Source organism: Thermoactinomyces intermedius (assembly GCF_013912365.1).
GTDB classification, from domain to species: domain Bacteria; phylum Bacillota; class Bacilli; order Thermoactinomycetales; family Thermoactinomycetaceae; genus Thermoactinomyces; species Thermoactinomyces intermedius.
Genome location: NZ_JACETT010000003.1, coordinates 129,794 through 150,022, shown reverse-complemented (window position 1 = coordinate 150,022; position 20,229 = coordinate 129,794). Strand labels below are relative to the sequence as shown.

The following is a 20,229-nucleotide window of genomic DNA, read 5'->3' as shown; positions in this document are numbered from 1 at the left end:
CCGGTTCTAAAAAAGGGGGTTTTTTTCATAGCTTGGTAGTAAACGCTGTGATGCAAATGGAGGCGAAGAACAGATTGCACAAAGGATTGCTGATGGCATTGTTGGGGCTGTTGGGCGTCATCCTTTTGGTTCCGGTGTTTTTGGTTGCCTTGGATTCCGATGTTCCGCCGGAGGCATTGGCAAAAGAGAAAGCGATTCAAAATGAAAATCAGGATATCCGGGTCAAAGTGTACTTGACAGAGTCGAAAAAAGTGGTTCAGTTGCCGTTGGAAGAGTACATTTACGGGGTCGTGGCGGCGGAAATGCCGGCGGATTTCCACAAGGAAGCCTTAAAAGCCCAGGCTTTGGCTGCCCGGACTTATATCGTGGACCGGCTGGAACGGAAAGATTATTCGGATCTGTCCAAATGGGGGAAAGAAGCAAAGAAAGCACATGTCACGGACACAGTGAACCATCAGGCTTTTAAAACGGATGACATGTTGAAAAAGGAGTGGAAAGCCCGGTATGAAACCTTCCGGAATTCCATCCGGGAGGCCGTGAAGGAAACCGAAGGCCAGATCATCACCTATCGGGGAAAGCCCATTTATGCCGCGTTTTTTTCAACCAGCAACGGTTATACTGAGAATTCGGAGGAGTATTTCAAACATAAGTATCCGTACTTGCGGAGCGTGTCTTCCCCATGGGACCGGATGTCCCCGAAATATATTCACCGGCATACGTTGTCATGGGACGAGTTTGTCAGCCGGCTGGAAAAGAAAACCGGACAGGCGGTCAGCCTTCCGGCCTCAACCGGTACGCGTTTGATCCGGGTGACCGGGCGTACGGAAGGAAAAAGAATCGCCAAAATCAGGATTGGCGATCAGACATTTACCGGCAGGGAAATCCGGGAAGCCTTGGGATTGGCTTCAACCGACTTTGATGTGGAGGTACGGGGGGATCAGCTTCAAATTACCACCCGCGGATACGGACACGGCGTCGGCATGAGCCAATGGGGCGCCAATTTGATGGCAAAACAGGGAAAAAAGGTGGATGAAATCATCCGGCATTATTACCAGGGGGTAAAGATTGAGCCCTTCTCCCCCGATCAAGTAAAATAAAGAATTTCTGCCCGGGGGAAGTAAGTGGAAATGGTGCGGTGCATAAAATCTTTGATTTCGTCCATTTGCTCTTTGGGGTAAACATACTTTACCCGTCCGTAAGGGCCCCATTTTTTTCTCCGTTTTTCATCGTCCATGTCCAGCTTGGTCTTGGGGTAACGTTCTTCGATGACCCGTTTGGCGCTTTGCGTGTAACGGTGGGTGATGAGTTCAAAGGTCAAATCATCCACTTCGGGAAGGCGGTCGGACAAGTTTTTCAATAAGGCCTCGTATTGTTCTTTCCATCCGGAAAAAGAAGACATGATGGGAGCGATGATAAATCCGAGCGGGTAGCCGGCTTCCGCCACCTTTCCGGCGGCTTCGATCCGGTCCGGCAACGGGGAGGTTCCCGGTTCAAAATGCTTGACCACATAATCGGCATTGATGCTGAAGCGAAAACGGGTATGTCCTTTGTGGTCGGCATTCAAAAGGGGTTCCACGTTGGCGTACTTGGTGACAAAGCGCAAACGACCCAACGGCTGTTTTCCCATGAATTCGATGGTTTTGAAAAGCGACCCGGAAATGTGCTCGATGCCCACCGGATCGGAAGTACATGCGGCTTCAAACCGGGTGATTTCCGGAGCGCGTTCTTGAATGTATTTTTCGGCTTGGGAAAAAATTTCATCCAGGTTGACATAAATCCGGATATAAGGACGCTTTCCGAGCGTTGTTTGCAGATAACAGTAATGGCAATGGCCCATACAGCCGGTGGCCAGCGGAATGGCATATTCGGCCGAGGGCTTGGATTGTTCGAATTTCAATGATTTCTTCACCCCGATGACCAAGGTCCGCTTGGCAATCCGGTATTTATCCAACGGGGTTTTTCCCGGCAGGCCTTTCACCTGGTTGTGCGAGGTCGTCGGCCGGACCGGAATCTTCATGTTTTGGAACCTTGCCACCAATTCTTTTCCCAGCGGATAGTCCAAGGCTCCGGGTTCGTAGTAGACCAGATCGGGTTCAAAGGGTTTTATCACCGTTTCACCTCCTTCTGCCAAACCTTTTCTAAAGTATGAGCCAAAGAAATGAAGATCATGTATGTCTCAGTTTTGACTTTGCTTCGAATTTACTAAAAGTTCCCATCTGTGGGTATAAAAAGAGAGAAGCTGGTCGACAATGGTTCCTGAGGTGATTTCCATGAAATCGAAGGAACCAAATGCAAATAACCAGATTTCTTCCTTTGAAAAAGCAAAGCGACGTTTGAAATGGAAAAAGTTAATGTCCAAAAAATGGTTTTTCCCTGCTGTTTATCTCTTTGTGGCAGCACTGATTTTAAGTGTGGCATGGTGGTATCAGGATCATCAGGTCGAAAAAGCATCCAAAACCACCAGGGATCTGGTGGAACAAAATCTTCCCCAAGAGCCGATTCCGACCAATCCGACCGATGATGACATGGTATTGCCTGTCGCAAAAAATGCCCATGCCAACAAAACCATGGGATTTTACAAGCAAGAAGATCCGGAAGCGAGCCGGGAATCCTCTTTGAACCAGTATGCCAACACGTTCACGCCGCATTCGGGGGTTGACTTCGCGAAAAAAGACGGAGGCACCTTTGATGTGGTGGCGGCATTGGAAGGGAAAGTGGTGAAAGTCGAGGAAAACCCGGTTGTCGGATGGCAAGTGGTCATTCAGCATGAAAGCGGCATTCAAACGATTTACCAAAGCTTGGACGATGTGCGGGTCAAAAACGGACAAACCGTCAAAAAAGGACAAGTGATTGCCAAAGCCGGACGCAATCGTTTTGAAAAGGAAGCAGGTGTTCATCTGCATTTCGAAATCCGCGACCGGAATCAGAAAGCCATCAATCCGGATGTTTATTTAAGCGGGGAAAAATAAGGAAAAAGGCGTTTCCGTCCAAGGGAACGCTTTTTTTGTTCCAAGGAAAAAGAAAAATTGCCAAACATGGCTTGTCATGGCTTGTTTAGAAAGAATAACCCGCCTCTTCCCTCAATATAATGTAGCAAATGGAGAAGAGAGGAGGGTCTGGCGGGGTGCATGAATATATTAAGGAGCGAACATTAAAGATCGGACATTATTTTGTGGAGACGCGAAATACGGTCCGGACGATTGCGAAAGAGTTTGGTGTATCCAAGAGCACGGTCCATAAAGACCTGACGGAACGATTGCCGGAAATCAACCCGGAACTGGCTCGTCAAGTGAAAGAGATATTGGAATACCATAAGTCGATTCGTCATATAAGAGGAGGAGAAGCGACAAAGATTAAATATAAGCAAAAAACCGGAAAAAAGAAGCAAGAAGTGTCCGTGTGACTGTGAAAATGAGACGGAAGCACCGGCAGTGTTTACATAAAAACAAGATCCCCGAATCATTGCCATAATATGTATCCTTTTTCCTCCCAACCGGTGCTTCTTCTGTATAAGAAACTTTCACACTCCTATAAGCTGTAAGTATAGACTTATGTTCATAGTTGCGATATATTCTATTATGAGTAGAATGGAGCTTCTTTAGAAGTAAACTTGATTTTGTTGGACGAGCTTCATGAAATAGAGAGGATCGGAAATAGAAGTTAGCCTTGGAGAGGAATGCAGATGAGTTATTCTGATAAAGAAAAACACATGGACTACCAATCCGACGATGTGGAGTCTTCAGCAGAAAAATTCAATAATCCATCGAACCATTCGACAGTGGGAAATGAAAAAGTGGATGATATTTTGCCGGTAGGCCAATTGAAATGGCGAAAAGATGAAGAAGAAGAGCAAGATACCCACGACAGCTTGGAGGCTGCCCGCAAGTTTGAGCCTGCAAAGCATGACAGCGACAAAGAGAAAGACAAAGAGAAAAAGCAGGAACAGACGGAGGAGAAGAAAGACTCCGGCAACCAGTTTGGTTCCAATGAGCATGGCGCACCTCCATCCTTCGAAGTGGAACAACCTTCTTCCCCGCATGAAAAACGGCAGCTTTCATTGGAAGACACGTTAACTCCCATCGATTTCAAGGAATATTCCATTGATCCGGTCATCGGAGCAAACAGCGGCGACGAGAATTTCAAAGAAGAAGTAAAAAAGCCGTCTTTTGTTGCGGAACAGCCGGTGGAACCGCGGGTGGAACAACCGGGCTTCACCAAAGAAAAAAGGCAAAGTCCCGCTTCTCACGGTGATGATGATCCGGCGATTGATGAGAAAAAAGAGCAAATTCGAAAATGGGTTAAAATTCTTTGGCTGCCTGTTTCGCTCATTGTGGCTTTGTATGCGGGATTCGTCGTTGGTCATACCATCATTGGTGATCAACCGGCCGGCGATTTCTTGAATTTTGACATGTGGGTGCATATTTATCAATTGGTTTTTGGATCATAAGCCCCGTCTGTCATTTGGATGAAAGACGGGCTCTTTCCTTTTTTATCAACCATCCGTTCGGTAAACTGTAAGAAGGGGGGTCCTGAATGAATTTGCCCAATTTCTTGACCATGATTCGCCTTTTTTTGATTCCTGCGTATTTTGTTGCATTTTTTTCGGACACGCCATGGAATGTACACTGGGCGTTTGGGATCATTCTTCTTGCGGGGTTCACCGATGTCATTGACGGGTATGTGGCCAGAAAGACAAAGCAAGTGACCCAGATCGGAATCATGCTGGATCCTTTGGCGGACAAATTAATGATGCTCTCTGTTTTTTTATCCCTGATGATTTCCGGAAAAATCGGAGTTTGGGCTGCCTTTATCATTGTCTTGCGTGATGTGTCCATGATCCTTTTTTCTGTTTTCCTGAAGCTGAGAGGCAAACGAACGGTCCCGGCAAACATTTTCGGCAAGCTGACAACCTTTTTGTTTTATGTTGCTTTATTTTTTATCATGTTTGAATTGCCGCTTGCACAAACTTTTTTATGGTCGGTCATTATTTTGTCCTACATCACGACACTTTCTTACCTGTTGCAATTGAAAACGGTGAACGAACGGGCTATGTAGGAAGAATCGGTGACCGGATCCGGTTCTTTTTTCGATTTGACTTCAGACGGATTAGGGAGGTTAACGGATGGTACGGAATATGACACGCAGCATTATCGTGGAAACTCCTTCAAAGCCTGGCAACCTGGGAAAAGTGACCACAGCGATTGGACAAGCAGGAGGCGACATCGGGGACATTACCACCATCAAGATCGGCCCGTTTTCCACACTCCGGGACATCACGGTCCAGTGTGAGAGTGAAGCGCATCTGGATCAGGTGGTTTCCAGCATTGAAGCATTGGGGGGCGGCATTTACGTTCACTCCATATCAGATGAAGTGTTAAGTGCCCATGAAGGCGGAAAAATCCGCATGGTCAGCAAGATGGACATTCGGTCCCTGGCGGATTTGCGACGTGTCTACACCCCGGGGGTGGCCAATGTATGCCTGGAGATCCGGGAGAATCCGGAAAAAGCCAATTATTATACAAGCATTGGAAACACCGTTGCCATTGTGACCGATGGCACAGCCATTTTGGGGCTTGGCAATATCGGACCGTTGGCGGGAATGCCGGTGATGGAGGGCAAGGCCGCTTTGTTTGACCGCTTTGCCGGGATCAGCGGGATTCCGATTTTGTTGGATACAAGTGATCCGGATGAAGTGGTGAAAACCTTGAAACACATTTATCAGGGATTTGGAGGCATTTTGTTGGAGGATATTGGTTCCCCGCATTGCTTTGAGATTGAAGAACGCCTCAAAGAAGAGTTGCCCATTCCGGTGATGCATGACGATCAACACGGAACGGCAGTCGTGACACTGGCTGCCGTGATTTCTGCCTGCCGTTCCACCGGAATCAACCTGAAAGAAGCGTCGGTCGGGCAAATCGGGCTCGGTGCCGCGGGTTTGGCCATTTGCCGCATGTTTAAAGCGTACGGGGTGCGGGAGATGTGTGGTGCCGACCGGCAGGAAAAAGCTTTGGAGCGTTTGGAGAATTACGGTGGCATTCCGCTGAGCATGGAAGAATTGATGGAACGCTGCGACATTGTGGTGGCAACAACCGGGGTTCCCGGATTGATCAAACCGGAAATGATCCGGGAAGGCCAGGTGATCCTCGCTTTATCCAATCCCAAACCGGAAATCGATCCTGAACTGGCGCTCAAAGCCGGTGCTTCTTTTGCAGCAGACGGGCGTTCTGTCAATAATGTCCTCGGGTTTCCCGGGATCTTCCGCGGTGTGTTGAATGCCAACGCCAAGAAAATCACTCACCCGATGTTGGTGGCTGCCGCCGAAGCCATTGCAGATTGCACCAGTCCCGGGGAATTGGCGCCGCATCCCTTGGATCCCAAAGTCCATCGGGAAGTGGCCCGCGCGGTGGAAAGGACTGCCGCTTTGTCATGAAAAATTACGGGGCACAAGCATTGACACTTTGTTATACGGGCTTTTTGGCCCGTTTGACAAAGTGTTTTTTTATTCTCCAGATTGTTAAGAAACCGCCATTTTATGCCGCCCGGATGTTTGGTAATTTAAATACGGTTTCGCTATAATGGTGACAAGTGATTTCAGAAGGCGAGACGGTTGTTGAGAGGTGGATGACGATGTTAGATGCTAAGCAAATTCAAGAAATTATTCCTCACCGGTATCCTTTTTTGTTGGTGGACCGGATCACGGAATTGGAACCGGCGAAAAAAGCGGTGGGAATCAAAAATGTGACCGTGAATGAGCCGTTTTTCCAAGGGCATTTTCCGGACTATCCCGTCATGCCGGGTGTGCTGATTGTGGAGGCATTGGCGCAAGTGGGAGCCGTGGCCATTCTCAGTGTGGAGGAGAACCGGGGCAAAATTGCCTTTTTTGCCGGATTGGATAAAGTCCGTTTCCGTCATCAGGTCAAACCCGGAGATGTTCTCACGCTGGAAGTGGAATTGACCCGGGTGAAAGGAAAAGTCGGGAAAGGCAAGGGTATCGCCCGTGTCGGGGAACATGTGGCGGTGGAAGCGGACCTGATGTTTGCGATCAATGATTGAAAAATACATAAAGCGGGAAGGTCCTTGGGGATGGACCTTCCTTGTCATGTATTTATTACCATAAATGAAGAATGCGAAGTCCGAAATAAATCAGTCCCCAAAAAGGCAAGCTGATGAGAAAGGCATTCAACATGCCGAGGAATCCGTCATAGGAGTCGCTGGCGATTCTTTGTCTTTTCATGACAACGACCTCTCCTGTGTGGTGTTGTACATAGTATCACCGGTTTGGAAAATCCTATTGACAGTAATCTTTCGGAAATGAAACCGGATAAAGGAAGTGGTTTCAATGAATGGGCGTATTTTGATCATTTCGCATATGTACCCGAATCCGGTCAATCCCATGGCGGGAATTTTTGTCCATAACCAGGCAAAAGCTTTAAAAAGAGAAGGGGCAGAGGTAAGTGTGGTGGTGCCCGTTCCTTCTTTTCCCTTTTACCCGAAGTGGCAAGGGTATCGTCAATTGCCGAAAAAGACAGAAAAAGATGGAATTGCCGTTTATTATGTTCCCACGCGAATGATTCCGGGGGGATTTTTTTTCCAGCGCTATGGCAAGTATTATACAAAAGCCCTGCGAAAGGCAGTGGAGGAAATACATAAATCGTTTCCTTTTGATTTGATTCATTGCCACACCATCTATCCGGATGGTTATGCGGGAGGGGAACTGAAGAAAATTTGGAAGGTGCCTGTGGTCAGCACGATCCATGGCTCGGACATCATGTTGTATCCCAAACGAAAACGTTCCGTTTATGAACAGACGCGTCAGGCATTAAAGGAAAATGACCTGGTCATCACGGTCAGCGACAGGTTGAAAGAAGAAGCGGAAAAAATGCATCCCGGGCTTGCGGCCAAAACGGTTTACAACGGTTTTGACCCGGAGAAATTCCGCCCCATGGACCGTCTAGAGGCAAGGGAACGTCTGGGATTGAACGGGGAACAAAAAATTTTGCTTTTTGTCGGCAACTTGTATCCGGTCAAAGGCGTTTCTTATTTGTTGGAAGCTTTTTCCCGGATCCGCCGGGAAAGCCGGGACATTCATCTGTATTTGATCGGGGACGGACCTTTGCGCCCCCGGCTTGAGAAACAAGCGGAAGAATCGGGGTTAAGCGAAGCTGTTACCTTTTTAGGCAAAAAGCCGTACGCCGAGATTCCCGACTGGATCAACAGTGCCGATGTGATGGTTCTCACCAGTCTGAGCGAGGGGCTTCCCTCCATAATGCTGGAATCGATGGGGTGCGGCCGGCCCATGGTGGCAACAGATGTGGGCGGAATCAAGGAAATTCTTCAAGACGGGAAGACCGGCTTGCTTGCGCCGGCCAAAGATGTGGACAGAATTGCCGGTTGCCTGCGCAAAATCCTGATCGATGATCCTTCCCTCATCGACACCATGGGAAAAAATGCGTTGGATGCATCCCGTGCATTGACTTGGAGCGAAAACGCGCGGACCACCTTACAAATTTATACATCTTTAACAGAACGGAAAAGTTTATGACTTTTTTGATGCAGGGTACTCAAGAGATTTCATCTATGTTACATTGAACAATAGATTTTGTAATGTTACTGTAATATAGATTGGATATGAATTGACTGACAGGGTAAAAGAAAAGAGGGAGATCTTTTGATACGCTATGGAATTGTAGGTTGTGGTCACATTGCGAAAAAGCACGTGGCAGCCATTAAAGCGGTGGAAGGAGCCGAATTGGTTGCGGTTTGCGACACCAATGAAGAGCGTCTTTCCGAGTTTGCCGTCGACGGTGTCCGTGGGTATACCGATTTGAAAGACATGCTGGCTTCGGATGTGGATGTGGTTTGCATTTGCACACCGAGCGGGATTCATGCACCGCTGACCATCCAGGCAGCGGAAGCCAAAAAGCATGTAATCGTGGAAAAACCCATGGCATTGACTTTGGAAGATGCAGATCGGATGATCGACGCTTGTGAGAAAAACGGTGTGAAAATGGCGGTGGTTCACCCCAACCGTTTCCGCCCGGCTGTCGTGGAACTTAAAAAGCAGTTGGAACAAGGAGCTTTCGGCAAAATCGGGCATGCCAACGCAACGGTTCGTTGGAACCGAAACCAGGCTTACTATGACCAGGCTCCTTGGCGTGGCACGAAAGCAATGGACGGAGGCGTGTTGATGAATCAGGCGATTCACAACATGGATCTTTTGTTGTGGATGATGGGGGACATTGAAGAGATTTCCTCTTATCACGCCACACGCATCCGGAAGATTGAAGCTGAGGACACCTCGGTGTCGGTGATCCGCTTTAAAAACGGGGCACTCGGGGTGTTGGAAGCGGCGGTCACCATTTATCCGAAAAACTTGGAAGAATCATTAAGTATTTTTGGCGAAAAGGGGACCGCGGTGATCGGCGGGCCGACGGCCAATTGGATCAAAGAATGGAAATTTGAAGGTCTCCCGGATGAAGAGGCTCAAAACACAATCCGCCGGGTGGAAGAAGATCCATTCGGAATTCCGGGACATCAATGCATCATTCAAGATATGACCGAAGCGGTGTTAAATGACCGGAAGCCGGTCGTTTCCGGTGAAGAAGGGCGCAAGGCGTTGAGCTTTGTGATCGGATGCCAGTTGGCTGCTGATCAAAATCGGCCGGTCAAAATGGACGAATTAAACCGAAAATAAATTGAAATGATTAAAGGAGTAGAAAGCGATGAAAAAGATTCCTTTATTGGATTTGACGGCACAGTTGCAACCGATTCGTGAAGAAGTTCTCCAAGCGGTGGAGCGGGTGATTGACAGCGGACAATACATTATGGGGCCCGAAGTCAAAGCTTTTGAAAAAGAAGTGGCCCAATATCTCGGGGTGAAACATGCCATCGGCGTTGGAAACGGCACGGATGCGTTGCTTCTGGCATTGGATGCGGCAGGAATCAAAGCCGGCGATGAAGTGATCACCACGCCGTTTACCTTTTTCGCCACCGCCGAAACGATTTCTCAAGTCGGGGCCACCCCGGTTTTTGTTGACATCGACCCGAAAACGTACAACATCGATGTGAACCAAATAAAAGAAAAAATCAATGAAAAAACCAAAGCGATCATTCCGGTTCACATTTTCGGCCAGCCGGCCAACATGGAAGAAATTATGGCATTGGCCGAAGAGCATCAATTGTTTGTCTTGGAAGATGCGGCTCAAGGCATGGGTTCGGAATATAAAGGACGGAAAATCGGAAATTGGGGCCATGCAGCCACCTTCTCCTTCTTTCCCACCAAAAACTTGGGCGGCTATGGTGACGGGGGAATGGTTGTCACCAATGATGACCAACTGGCGGAGAAGATCCGGATCTTGCGGGTTCATGGTTCCAATCCGAAGTATTACCACAGCATGATCGGATACAACAGCCGCTTGGATGCTTTGCAAGCCGCTGTTTTGCGCATCAAACTGCGCCATTTGGATGCTTGGAATGACGGCCGCCGGAAAAAAGCGGCACTGTACAACGAACTGTTAAAAGATACACCGGTGGTTACTCCTTATGAAGCGGAAGACCGCAAACACATCTATCATTTGTATATCATTCAGGCGGAAGATCGCGACGAATTAATGGCTCATTTGAAAGAGCAGGGAATCTCCTGCGGAGTATATTATCCGGTTCCCCTGCATCAGCAGGAAGTGTATAAAGACTTGGGATATGAAGAAGGAAGTTTGCCTGTTTCCGAATACATGGCCAAACGCACCTTCGCCCTTCCTCTGTATGCGGAATTGGAGGATGAGGACATCCGTTTGATCGCCAATACCATCAAAAGTTATTATGCCAACAAATCCAAGTGAAAGAAGGAATAACCGTGAGTGGTAAGACTTTATTGCAAAAAATCGATGACAAAACGGCAAAAATCGGTGTTGTCGGATTGGGATATGTCGGTTTGCCCCTGGCTGTGGAAAAAGCCAAAGCCGGGTTCAAAGTGATCGGTTTTGACATTCTGCAAAACCGTGTGGACATGGTGAACCGTGGAGTGAACTATATCGGCGATGTGGTGGACGAAGAATTGAAACAATTGGTGGAAAGCGGGCAAATGTCCGCGACCACGGATTACTCTTTGATCCGTGAAGTGGATGCGGTGGCCATCTGTGTTCCCACACCGCTTGACAAATATCAGCAGCCCAATGTTTCTTATGTTGAATCTTCGGCACAAAGCATAGCCAAATATTTGCACCCGGGCATGCTGGTGGTTTTGGAAAGCACCACTTATCCCGGAACCACCGAAGAAGTGGTGAAACCGATTTTGGAAAAAACCGGCTTGAAAGCGGGCGAAGACTTTTACCTTGCTTATTCGCCGGAACGTGTGGATCCCGGCAACAAAGTGTTTAACACCAAAAACACCCCCAAAGTGGTGGGCGGTGTGACCGACCAATGCACGGAAGTCGCCGGAGCTTTGTATCGTGCGGTATTGGACGGGGAAGTCCATCTGGTGTCCAGCCCGAAAGTCGCGGAAATGGAAAAAATTCTTGAAAACACCTTCCGCAACATTAACATTGCCTTGGTGAACGAGATGGCTATTCTTTGCAACAAAATGGGAATCGATATTTGGGAAGTGATCGATGCCGCAAAAACCAAACCCTACGGTTATATGGCATTTTACCCGGGACCGGGTCTGGGCGGACATTGCATTCCCATTGATCCGTTCTATCTGACATGGAAAGCCCGCGAATATCATTATCATACACGCTTGATTGAAGTGGCGGGTGAAATCAACAATGAAATGCCCGACTTTGTGGTGGACCGTTGCATGAAAATCTTGAACCGCTACGGCAAATCGTTGAAAGGGTCCAAAGTGGCCGTGCTCGGGGTGGCTTATAAAAAGGATATCGATGATTATCGCGAGTCTCCCGTGATTCAAATTGTCGAGCTGCTTGAGAAATATCAGGCAGAGTTTACGCTGGTGGATCCGCATGTGAAAACCTTCAAAGCCGGAGGCAAAGAATATGAAACGCAAGAGCTGACCACCGAACTTTTGGAGTCGGCGGATCTGGTTTTGATCACCACGGATCACAGCGACTTTGATTACCAAGAAATTGCCGATAAAGCGAAAGTGATTTTTGACACGCGGAATGCTTTGAAAGATGTCCAAAACATCAAAGCGGATTACGAAAAATTATAAGAGGATGGGTTTTTCATGAAACAATCATTCATTCATGATTCAGTCAAAATGGGAAACAATGTCTCCGTCGGGTATTTCTCTGTCATTGAAGAAGGCGTGGTTCTTGGCGACAATGTGACGATCGGCAACAATGTCACCATTAAAGCAGGAACCGTGATCGGTTCCGATGTATTTATCTCTGACAACTGTGTGTTGGGCCGCTGGCCGAGACCGGCAAAGTCATCCACCGTAAAGGTGGATGCCGACTTGCCGGCGCTGGAAATCGGCGACGGAACGACGATCGGTGCCAACACCGTTCTTTACCGGGGAAGCCGTTTCGGGAAAGAAGTGATGATCGGGGATCAGGCATCGGTTCGTGAAAAATGCGAGATCGGGGACCGTGTGGTGATCGGCCGTGGCGTCGCGGTGGAAAATCAGGTGAAAATCGGATCTTTTACAAAAATTCAAACGAATGCTTATATTACAGCTTATACCGTGTTGGAGGATCACGTCTTTATTGCCCCGACCGTCACAACCACGAACGACAACTTCATGGGGCGGACCAAAGAGCGTTTCAAATACGTGCGCGGTCCGGTTGTGAAAAGAGGAGCGCGTGTGGGCGGCGGATCCATCCTTTTGCCGGGGATCACGGTGGCCGAAGAAAGCTTCATTGCCGCCGGGGCGTTGGTCAATCGGGACACGGAGCCGGGCAAAGTGTATATCGGGGTTCCGGCACGGGTTTTGCGTGATGTTCCTGACCGTGAGAAATTGGAAAATCAAGAGTAACAGCCTGCAGGCAGAAGGTGTTGTTTAAACATGAAACAACTCATTAAACGGCTTTTTTCAGATTCAGCCGCTTTTGCAATTGCAACGATGGGGAATAAGGTGGTTGCGGCCATGCTTGGCCCCATCTATGTTGCTTTTTTGACCGGAGAAGGGGAAATTGCAGAGTGGGGACTCACCAACACGCTGACCCTGATTTTGACTTATCTCAGCATTTTGGGAACGGATGCGGCGATGGCGTTCTATTTTTATGATGCCAAGGATGTCACGGAACGTCGCACTTATTTTACCAATGCCGTGATTTTCAGTGCCGGGGTTTGCTTGATTTTTACCGTTTTTGCATTTTTGTTCGGGGCCCCTTTGTCCGAATGGGTCTATGAAAGCACGCGGGATTATTCCAACCTGTTGCCGGTTGCTTTTATGGCCACGTTTGGGGCGATCATTATTCAGCATATTTTGGGATATGCCAGATACAGCCGCCGGGTATGGCTGTTTAATATTTTCAGCATGGCTTATGTGATTGGTTCCAATTTGTTGAGCATCTTTTTTGTCGCTGTCTATGACATGCGGGTTATGGGAATTTTTTATGGACAATTAATCGGTCAATTGACAGTGGCATTGATTCTGATTATCCTATTTCGCAAGGAATTTGTTTTGCGGATTTCGCGTAAACATTTGATGGATTTGATTCGTTACGGTGCTCCGTTATTGCCGACACTGCTGGCTTTTTGGGTGATGACATCCGTATCCCGGCCCATTTTGTATCACATGGATTCCCGACTGAGTGCGGATATTTACGAAACCTGCATCCGGATTGCAAGCATCATTGTGTTGATCACCTCACCGTTTCAACTCGCATGGCGCCCTTTTTCCATGTCCATCAAAGAGCGGGAAGATGCCCCGCAATTGTTCGGGCTGGTCGGACGCGCATTGTTGGTGGTTGGAACGCTGGCTGTCATGATTTTGGCCTTCTTCATGAAACCACTGTATCATTTGTATATTATCGGTCGGGATGATCAGTCGCTTTCATCCGGTTATATCTATGTCTGGGCTTTATCGTTGGGAACTTTGTTCAATGTGTTGCATAATGTTTTTGGTGTCGGTTTGTTGATCAAGAAAAAAACCCAGGTCATTTCCTACGGATTTATGATTGCCGCAGCCATTTACCTGATCGGCAATTTGATCCTGGTGCCGGTTTTCAGTATCTGGGGCACTGTCATCATGACTGTGGTTGCTTATCTTTTTGTCATTGTTTGGGTTTATTGGAAAAATCAAAAAGAATATCCGATCGATTTCCGGTTTCGATCCATTCTCATTTATTTGGCCGTCTTTTTCATCTCAATGACCGGGGTTACCTGGGTGCAATTAAGTGAGATGGAATATGCTTGGATCTGTTATGTGCTGGCGTTTGTTGTGACCTTCGGATCGGTCTTTGCGACAGGGCTCTTTTCCATTTCTTCACTGAATCGGATCGGTCACTTGTTACCCAAACTAGGAGGAAAAGGGTGAGAGTTGGTGAGTGAACTGTTGTTTTCAAAGCAGAAGCGTTTGGATAGATTATTCTATTTGATGATCGTTTTTGCACTGATCGGCCCTACCTTGGGGGTTCCGATCACCAGCGGATTTAATCTGACGTTTTTCCGTATCGCGTTTCTGCTGTTGGCGGCGGGAATCGCGCTGAGATTTGCGGCGGAAAAGAAATTGGAAACTTCCTACATGTATCCGGTTCGGTGGTATGGAGCCTTCTTTTTGTTTTGGTTTGCTTACGGAGTGATTGCTTTATCCTGGTCGGCCAGTCTGTCTGCCGGGGTGCGGTATCTCTTTTTATTGGGAATGATGTTGCCTCTTGCGTATTCGTTCCCGTTTTTCCTGAAAACGACCGATCATTTTTGGAAAGCCCTGCGGATTTTGTTTTGGGTTTATGCAGCCATTATTTTGTTTGCGGTCTTTGAATCCATTACTTTGATTCATTTGCCGCAGTCGCGTGCGTTTGGACGGATATCGGCTTCAGTGACGTCGGTATTTACCAATCAAAATGATTTGGCAACCTGCATCACGCTCGGCCTTCCTTTCCTGGCCAGTTCCTTGTATATACTGGATCTGAAACGAAAACACAAATGGTTTATCTATATTATCGGTGTTTTGTCCATCTATACCCTGATTGCGACCGGTTCGCGCAGCAACACTTTCTTTGCCCTGCCGCTTGCCGCTTTGCCGCTGGTGGTGCTGTTGCCGATGGTGATGGACCGGAGCAAAATCACGATGAAAAATGTAGGTAAAGGCATAATTGCCGTTTTGGTGGCTTTCATACTGGCCAATGGTTTGAGCATGGTTTTCTTGAGTGCTGAAGCCAGGGAACAAGCCAAAACAAAACTGTCCAGCACTTTTGGCTTCTTGATGGATGTTCAAAACAGCCCGTGGACGGTGGATGAAGGGGGAGAAGACCCCATCGATGCGGAAACCGGACGGAGTGCCACGGTCCGAAAGTTTTTGATCATCAACGGACTCCGCTTCCTCCATCAAAGCCATTACATGGGAGTCGGTCCCGGAAACGTTGAAGTTTACATGGACGGCGCCCCCAAAGTGGATAAAGTCAATATGCACAATTGGTGGGGCGAAGTGTTGGTCAACTTTGGCGTGATTATCTTTATCCTGTATATGTCCCTTTACTTCCTCATGTTGTGGCGCTTGTGGAAACTGGCCAGCTTGAAGCATTCGCCGCAATTGAACCCGGTTTTGCGTTGGGGTGCTTACTCCACCATGGCCGCATTGACCGGTTATTTCTTCGGGGGCATGGCACCTAGCACGGCCATTCACTATACGCCGATGTGGATTTGTTACGGAATCGGCCTGGCCATCATTGCCATCGGGGAAACTTTGAAAAAGAAACACTCCGGATCGGAGCTGGAAAAAGGGTCTTTAAAGGGAGTGTGAGGAGAAAGGAGTTGCTTGAGTGTCCGCTAAAGTAATGATCTTCAGTTCGGTTCATCCTTATGATGATTCGCGGATTTTCCACAAACAAGCAAAATCACTGGCGAAAAACGGATACCGGGTGGAACTCCACGCCATCGCCGATTTTAAAGAAAAAGTGATTGATGGCGTAAAAATCCGGGGGGTCAAGCGCGTCAACAAAAAGTGGAAGCGGCTTTGGACCGGGTATGAGCTTTACCGGCGCGCTTTAAAATGCGGAGCGGATTTGTATCATTTTCATGATCCGGAGTTATTGCCGTGGGGAGTGTTGTTGGCTTGGCGGACCGGATGTCCGGTGATATATGATTCGCACGAGGATTTGCCCAAACAGATCCAGACCAAACCGTGGATACCCGAAAAACTCCGTGCCCCGCTGGCAAAAATCGTCCATAGAGTGGAAAAGGGATTGGCCCGCCGGTTGTCCGCGGTCATTACAGCGACGGAATCGATTCAAAGACAGTTCCATCAAGCCAAAAGAGTCGAAGTGATTAAAAACTATCCGTTGTCGATGCCGGAGATCGAAAAAGAAGAGGATGGCGTCAACCGGATTTTGTATGTCGGGGGCGTGTCGTATCTGCGCGGTTACCGGGAAATGATTCAGATGATGGATTATTTGCCGGAATCCTTGCAAGCGGAACTTCACATCATCGGTCCCCTCCAGCATATCAAACCGGAAGACCGGGACAAGTTCGCACTGGAACAGAAGAGGGTTTATTTGCACGGCCGGATTCCGTTTGATGATGTGCAGAAGTGGTTGGGAAAAGGGAAAGTGGGATTGGTTTGCCTGCATCCGGTCGAGAATTACCGGGAATCCCTTCCCATCAAGATGTTTGAATACATGGCCGCCGGATTGCCCATGGTGGCGACGGATTTTCCGATGTGGAGGGAAATTGTGGAATCCAGCCATTCCGGGTTGGTGGCCGATGCATTGGATCCCAAGGATATTGCGCAAAAAGTGGAACGGATCTTAAGCGATGACAAACTGCGCGGCCAAATGAGCACCGATGCGAGAAAAGCCCATGAAACCCGTTATAATTGGAAGGTTGAGGAAAAGAAAGTTCTATCTTTATATCAGGAACTGCTTCAATGAAAAGGATCCTGTGTCCATGATCAGGGGGATTCCCCTGTCCATGGCAGGATCCTTTTAATAAAGGGTGTCCGGAGGCCGGGTATAGTTCAGTTGTTCCGCCAGGACTTTCCGGACGCGTTTGATTTCTTCGGGTGACACCCGGAAATAATAAATACCGTCAATCGTTGCATCTTCCCCTTTGAACCGGACCGTTTTGATATGGTCCCGGGAAAGATTGGCATAGCGGTTTTGCAATTGCAAAAGTTGAAAGGGGGAAATATCGGTTTTGACATTGGAGCCGAGTTTTTCCATGATCGTGTCCAGTTTGGTGATGGTGGTCCAATCCGTTCCCTTGCGGACGATGGCCCGGATCACTTCTTGTTGCCGCTGAATCCGTCCGAAATCCCCCAGCGGATCCTCTTTTCTCATCCGTGCAAAGGCAAGGGTTTCTTCTCCATTTAAATGCATGGGTCCCTTTTTGAAAGTGTGTCCTCCATAAGAAAAGGTGAAAGGCACTTCCACATCAATTCCACCCAGCTCATCCACGATTTCTTTCAAGCCTTGCATGTTGATTTGAACGTAACCATCGATGGGCAGATCCAAAAATTGCTCCACGGTTTTGCGGGTCAAATCCACCCCGCCGTAGGCATAGCTGTGGTTGATCTTGTCGCGGAAGTTTTTACCGGGGATTTCAACCCGGGTGTCGCGTGGAATATTGGTTAAGACGATGTCTTTTTCTTGCGGATTTAAGGCCGCAATCATAATGGTATCGGCACGTCCCTGATCTCCGTTTCGTTCATCCACGCCAAGCATCAAAATGGCGACAGGATCCTCATGCCATTTGACCGCTTCTTGACGTTTGTCCGATTTCTCCTGTTCAGGAGGGACATAGGACCGGTGAGCGGCGGACCAGATCAGGTACACATAATATCCAAATCCGAGCAGAACGGTTATAAACAAAAGCAGAAAAAAACGCAGGATCCATTTTTTCATTACGGAAAATCCCTCACAGGTGTTAGGTTTTATGTACTATATTATTCTTCTTTTCCATGGGAAAATACCTTCCAAAATCTTGGATGGGGAAGTGGCGGGCCAAGGGCCCGTTTTCAAAAAATATGGACAAAAAGTTTAAAACTTGTCTTTTGCTTCTGACCGGCGGAATTGATAAGATAGACGGGAATACGTTGAAAATGGCCGACTCAATTGACAAAGTCCACTCGAGAGAGGAGTCTGTAACAATGAAGGTAATCGTGACAGGCGGAGCCGGTTTTATTGGTTCCCACATTGTCGATTTGTTGATTGAAAGAGGAGACCAGGTGGTGATCATTGATAATCTTTCTTCGGGCAAGAAAGAGCACATCCATCCGGAAGCGAAATGGATTGAAGTGGATTTGACGAATCCGGAATTAAGGGATGTGTTCATGCGGGAAAAACCGGAAGCCGTCATCCATCAAGCGGCGCAAATCCGTGTGGATGTTTCCGTTGAAGATCCGGTATTTGATGCCAACACCAATATTATCGGAACGATCAACCTTTTGGAGGCCTGCCGCAAAAGCGGGGTGAAGAAAGTGGTTTACGCTTCATCCGCCGCCGTCTACGGAGATCCGAAATACCTGCCGGTGGATGAAGAACATCCGGTGTCGCCGCTTTCCGGATACGGAATTTCCAAACATACCGTGGAACATTATTTGGAAGTGTACGCCCATTTGTACGGGTTGAAATACACCATTTTGCGCTACGCCAATGTATACGGGCTCAGGCAGGATCCCCGCGGTGAAGGCGGAGTCATTTCCATCTTGGTGGATAAGTACTTGAAGAAAGAACCTTTCACCATTTTTGGCGATGGCAAACAAACGCGGGATTACATTTATGTGGAAGATGTGGCCAAAGCCAACGTCGCGGCACTTTCAAAAGGAGACGGGGAGATCCTGAATGTCGGAACCGGGGTGCAAACTTCGTTGAACCAACTGCTTACTTTGTTTGATGAAATCGCTTCGTTTGAAAACCAAAAGGTTCACGGCCCGGACCGTCCGGGGGACATCAAACACAGTTATTTCAACAATGACAAAGTTTGCCGCATATTGGACTGGAAACCGAAATACACTCTTATGGAAGGTTTACGCAAAACCTACGAATATTACCAAAACGAATATCGCAAAATGGACAAAGAAATGTAGAAAATAAGCATATGCTGTGATCGGTCAAGGATTTGACACGGTTTTCAAAAAAGAACCTATTGTCATTCCGCGGGTTCTGCAGTATACTGATTTACAGTAATCGGTTTGAAACATTACTGTAATGTTACTGTTATTTTTGTAAACTTAGCGAGAAACGGAAGGGATTCTGATTATTATACACAGCAGGGGTGGATAGCTGATGCGTTCCAAGTTAGCCTACGAGAGCAGCAACACGGGTGCATTTTCCGGACAAACCATTTATCCCATTTTCAAGCGGGCTTTTGAGATTGTTTTTTCGATTGCATTGCTGCTGTTTACATTGCCTGTGCTTGTACTGACCATGATCGCGATTAAACTGGAGTCCCCGGGTCCTGTTTTTTATAAACAAGAACGTGTGGGGTTGAACGGGAAACGGTTTGAGATCATCAAACTCAGATCCATGCGTACTGATGCTGAAAAAAATGGTCCGCAATGGGCGGCAAAAAATGACCCGCGTGTCACTCGAGTAGGTAAATTTATCCGTAAGACGCGGATTGATGAGCTTCCACAGTTGATCAATATCCTACGTGGTGACATGAGTCTGATCGGTCCCCGCCCGGAGCGACCTGTTTTTACCGAGAAATTTGACAAGGAGATTCCTGGTTTTAAAAAGCGCTTGTTGGTGAAACCAGGTTTGACCGGGTGGGCTCAGGTAAACGGAGGATATGAGATGACACCTGCTGAAAAGTTTGAGTTGGATATGTTCTACATTCAAAACCAATCCTTTAAAATGGATATGCAGATTTTGTTTCGGACGGTTTGGGTGGTTGTTTCCGGAAATGGAGCCCGCTAAAGAGATGCTGCCAAAAAGGTGGCATCTTTTTTATTTATCGGAAGGGTGATGAATTTCTTTTGGTGCGCTCATTCAGAAAATGATTTTTAAAAACAGGTACATGAGAAGCCACAGTGGCACACTCAAACAAGAAGCGTTCATGACTCCGATCCAGAAGGACTTGCCGACAACCGTGTGCTCCATATGCGCACCTCCAAGGGATGAATGTATTTTTATTATACGCCATCTTCCTTTTGGATAGATCGAAGTAGCG

20 protein-coding genes are annotated in these 20,229 nt (G+C 47.7%); 17 read left to right on the top strand and 3 right to left on the bottom strand.

Annotated features, from left to right (window positions below; translation table 11 throughout):
- Positions 1–32 precede the first annotated feature (32 nt).
- Positions 33–1,097: a stage II sporulation protein D gene (spoIID, locus tag H1R82_RS01290; RefSeq protein ID WP_232333919.1), complete on the top strand. Its 1,065-nt coding sequence runs from the start codon at positions 33–35 to the stop codon at positions 1,095–1,097.
- On the opposite strand, the gene splB is transcribed toward spoIID, so the two are convergent.
- Positions 1,085–2,110, bottom strand: a complete 1,026-nt coding sequence (gene splB, locus H1R82_RS01285) for a spore photoproduct lyase (protein WP_181731327.1) — start codon at positions 2,108–2,110, stop codon at positions 1,085–1,087. The genes spoIID and splB overlap by 13 nt on opposite strands.
- Positions 2,111–2,270: 160 nt before the next feature.
- On the opposite strand from splB, the gene H1R82_RS01280 reads away from it, so the two are divergent.
- The 6 genes from H1R82_RS01280 (at position 2,271) to fabZ (ending at position 7,053) form a co-directional block, all read left to right on the top strand.
- Positions 2,271–2,969: a M23 family metallopeptidase gene (locus tag H1R82_RS01280; protein ID WP_181731328.1), complete on the top strand. Its 699-nt coding sequence runs from the start codon at positions 2,271–2,273 to the stop codon at positions 2,967–2,969.
- 155 nt (positions 2,970–3,124) lie between these two features.
- Positions 3,125–3,403, top strand: coding sequence for a sporulation transcriptional regulator SpoIIID (spoIIID, locus tag H1R82_RS01275; protein ID WP_037996666.1), 279 nt, complete (start codon positions 3,125–3,127; stop codon positions 3,401–3,403).
- Between the two features lie 279 nt (positions 3,404–3,682).
- Positions 3,683–4,447 (top strand): DNA-directed RNA polymerase subunit beta, encoded by a 765-nt coding sequence (locus tag H1R82_RS01270; RefSeq protein WP_181731329.1) that lies wholly within the window; start codon positions 3,683–3,685, stop codon positions 4,445–4,447.
- A gap of 86 nt (positions 4,448–4,533) precedes the next feature.
- Positions 4,534–5,055: a CDP-diacylglycerol--glycerol-3-phosphate 3-phosphatidyltransferase gene (gene pgsA, locus H1R82_RS01265; protein WP_181731330.1), complete on the top strand. Its 522-nt coding sequence runs from the start codon at positions 4,534–4,536 to the stop codon at positions 5,053–5,055.
- Positions 5,056–5,122: 67 nt separating this feature from the next.
- On the top strand, positions 5,123–6,430 hold the full coding sequence (locus H1R82_RS01260) for an NAD-dependent malic enzyme (protein ID WP_181731331.1): 1,308 nt from the start codon (positions 5,123–5,125) through the stop codon (positions 6,428–6,430).
- A 197-nt stretch (positions 6,431–6,627) separates the two neighbouring features.
- Complete coding sequence (gene fabZ / locus H1R82_RS01255) at positions 6,628–7,053, top strand: 3-hydroxyacyl-ACP dehydratase FabZ (protein ID WP_181731332.1); 426 nt, start codon at positions 6,628–6,630, stop codon at positions 7,051–7,053.
- Between the two features lie 55 nt (positions 7,054–7,108).
- On the opposite strand, the gene H1R82_RS14545 is transcribed toward fabZ, so the two are convergent.
- Entirely contained in the window at positions 7,109–7,234 is a 126-nt protein-coding gene (locus H1R82_RS14545; RefSeq protein WP_255516916.1) for a hypothetical protein, read from the bottom strand.
- A gap of 105 nt (positions 7,235–7,339) precedes the next feature.
- Between H1R82_RS14545 and H1R82_RS01250 the strand changes: the two genes are divergently transcribed.
- From H1R82_RS01250 to H1R82_RS01215, 8 genes are all read left to right on the top strand, one after another.
- Complete coding sequence (locus H1R82_RS01250; RefSeq protein WP_181731333.1) at positions 7,340–8,542, top strand: glycosyltransferase family 4 protein; 1,203 nt, start codon at positions 7,340–7,342, stop codon at positions 8,540–8,542.
- Positions 8,543–8,668: 126 nt separating this feature from the next.
- A complete protein-coding gene (locus H1R82_RS01245) occupies positions 8,669–9,694 on the top strand; it encodes a Gfo/Idh/MocA family protein (protein ID WP_181731334.1) in 1,026 nt (341 codons plus the stop codon).
- Between the two features lie 28 nt (positions 9,695–9,722).
- Positions 9,723–10,838 carry a DegT/DnrJ/EryC1/StrS family aminotransferase gene (locus H1R82_RS01240; RefSeq protein WP_181731335.1) on the top strand — a complete coding sequence of 372 codons (1,116 nt, stop codon included), beginning with the start codon at positions 9,723–9,725 and terminating at the stop codon, positions 10,836–10,838.
- Between the two features lie 14 nt (positions 10,839–10,852).
- Positions 10,853–12,166 carry a nucleotide sugar dehydrogenase gene (locus H1R82_RS01235; RefSeq protein WP_181731336.1) on the top strand — a complete coding sequence of 438 codons (1,314 nt, stop codon included), beginning with the start codon at positions 10,853–10,855 and terminating at the stop codon, positions 12,164–12,166.
- A 15-nt stretch (positions 12,167–12,181) separates the two neighbouring features.
- A complete protein-coding gene (locus tag H1R82_RS01230) occupies positions 12,182–12,931 on the top strand; it encodes an acyltransferase (protein ID WP_181731337.1) in 750 nt (249 codons plus the stop codon).
- Positions 12,932–12,961: 30 nt separating this feature from the next.
- Complete coding sequence (locus H1R82_RS01225; RefSeq protein ID WP_181731338.1) at positions 12,962–14,437, top strand: lipopolysaccharide biosynthesis protein; 1,476 nt, start codon at positions 12,962–12,964, stop codon at positions 14,435–14,437.
- A gap of 6 nt (positions 14,438–14,443) precedes the next feature.
- Entirely contained in the window at positions 14,444–15,862 is a 1,419-nt protein-coding gene (locus tag H1R82_RS01220; protein ID WP_181731339.1) for an O-antigen ligase family protein, read from the top strand.
- A 19-nt stretch (positions 15,863–15,881) separates the two neighbouring features.
- On the top strand, positions 15,882–16,988 hold the full coding sequence (locus tag H1R82_RS01215) for a glycosyltransferase family 4 protein (RefSeq protein WP_181731340.1): 1,107 nt from the start codon (positions 15,882–15,884) through the stop codon (positions 16,986–16,988).
- A 54-nt stretch (positions 16,989–17,042) separates the two neighbouring features.
- Here H1R82_RS01215 and H1R82_RS01210 read toward each other — a convergent pair whose 3' ends face one another.
- Positions 17,043–17,960 carry an LCP family glycopolymer transferase gene (locus tag H1R82_RS01210; RefSeq protein WP_181731341.1) on the bottom strand — a complete coding sequence of 306 codons (918 nt, stop codon included), beginning with the start codon at positions 17,958–17,960 and terminating at the stop codon, positions 17,043–17,045.
- A 245-nt stretch (positions 17,961–18,205) separates the two neighbouring features.
- Between H1R82_RS01210 and H1R82_RS01205 the strand changes: the two genes are divergently transcribed.
- Together H1R82_RS01205 and H1R82_RS01200 are read left to right on the top strand one after the other, a co-directional pair.
- Positions 18,206–19,144 carry an SDR family oxidoreductase gene (locus H1R82_RS01205; protein ID WP_181731342.1) on the top strand — a complete coding sequence of 313 codons (939 nt, stop codon included), beginning with the start codon at positions 18,206–18,208 and terminating at the stop codon, positions 19,142–19,144.
- A 199-nt stretch (positions 19,145–19,343) separates the two neighbouring features.
- The gene (locus H1R82_RS01200; RefSeq protein WP_181731343.1) at positions 19,344–19,976 is read left to right on the top strand and encodes a sugar transferase; all 633 of its coding nucleotides are present in this window, start codon (positions 19,344–19,346) and stop codon (positions 19,974–19,976) included.
- Positions 19,977–20,229: the final 253 nt, after the last annotated feature.

What these genes read in the sequence shown, in the direction of transcription:
- H1R82_RS01280 (WP_181731328.1), top strand. Translation starts at nt 2,271, where the DNA reads ATGAAATCGAAGGAACCAAATGCAAATAACCAGATTTCTTCCTTTGAA.
- H1R82_RS01270 (WP_181731329.1), top strand. Translation starts at nt 3,683, where the DNA reads ATGAGTTATTCTGATAAAGAAAAACACATGGACTACCAATCCGACGAT.
- pgsA (WP_181731330.1), top strand. Translation starts at nt 4,534, where the DNA reads ATGAATTTGCCCAATTTCTTGACCATGATTCGCCTTTTTTTGATTCCT.
- H1R82_RS01260 (WP_181731331.1), top strand. Translation starts at nt 5,123, where the DNA reads ATGGTACGGAATATGACACGCAGCATTATCGTGGAAACTCCTTCAAAG.
- fabZ (WP_181731332.1), top strand. Translation starts at nt 6,628, where the DNA reads ATGTTAGATGCTAAGCAAATTCAAGAAATTATTCCTCACCGGTATCCT.
- H1R82_RS14545 (WP_255516916.1), bottom strand. Translation starts at nt 7,234, where the DNA reads ATGAAAAGACAAAGAATCGCCAGCGACTCCTATGACGGATTCCTCGGC.
- H1R82_RS01250 (WP_181731333.1), top strand. Translation starts at nt 7,340, where the DNA reads ATGAATGGGCGTATTTTGATCATTTCGCATATGTACCCGAATCCGGTC.
- H1R82_RS01240 (WP_181731335.1), top strand. Translation starts at nt 9,723, where the DNA reads ATGAAAAAGATTCCTTTATTGGATTTGACGGCACAGTTGCAACCGATT.
- H1R82_RS01230 (WP_181731337.1), top strand. Translation starts at nt 12,182, where the DNA reads ATGAAACAATCATTCATTCATGATTCAGTCAAAATGGGAAACAATGTC.
- H1R82_RS01225 (WP_181731338.1), top strand. Translation starts at nt 12,962, where the DNA reads ATGAAACAACTCATTAAACGGCTTTTTTCAGATTCAGCCGCTTTTGCA.
- H1R82_RS01210 (WP_181731341.1), bottom strand. Translation starts at nt 17,960, where the DNA reads ATGAAAAAATGGATCCTGCGTTTTTTTCTGCTTTTGTTTATAACCGTT.
- H1R82_RS01205 (WP_181731342.1), top strand. Translation starts at nt 18,206, where the DNA reads ATGAAGGTAATCGTGACAGGCGGAGCCGGTTTTATTGGTTCCCACATT.
- H1R82_RS01200 (WP_181731343.1), top strand. Translation starts at nt 19,344, where the DNA reads ATGCGTTCCAAGTTAGCCTACGAGAGCAGCAACACGGGTGCATTTTCC.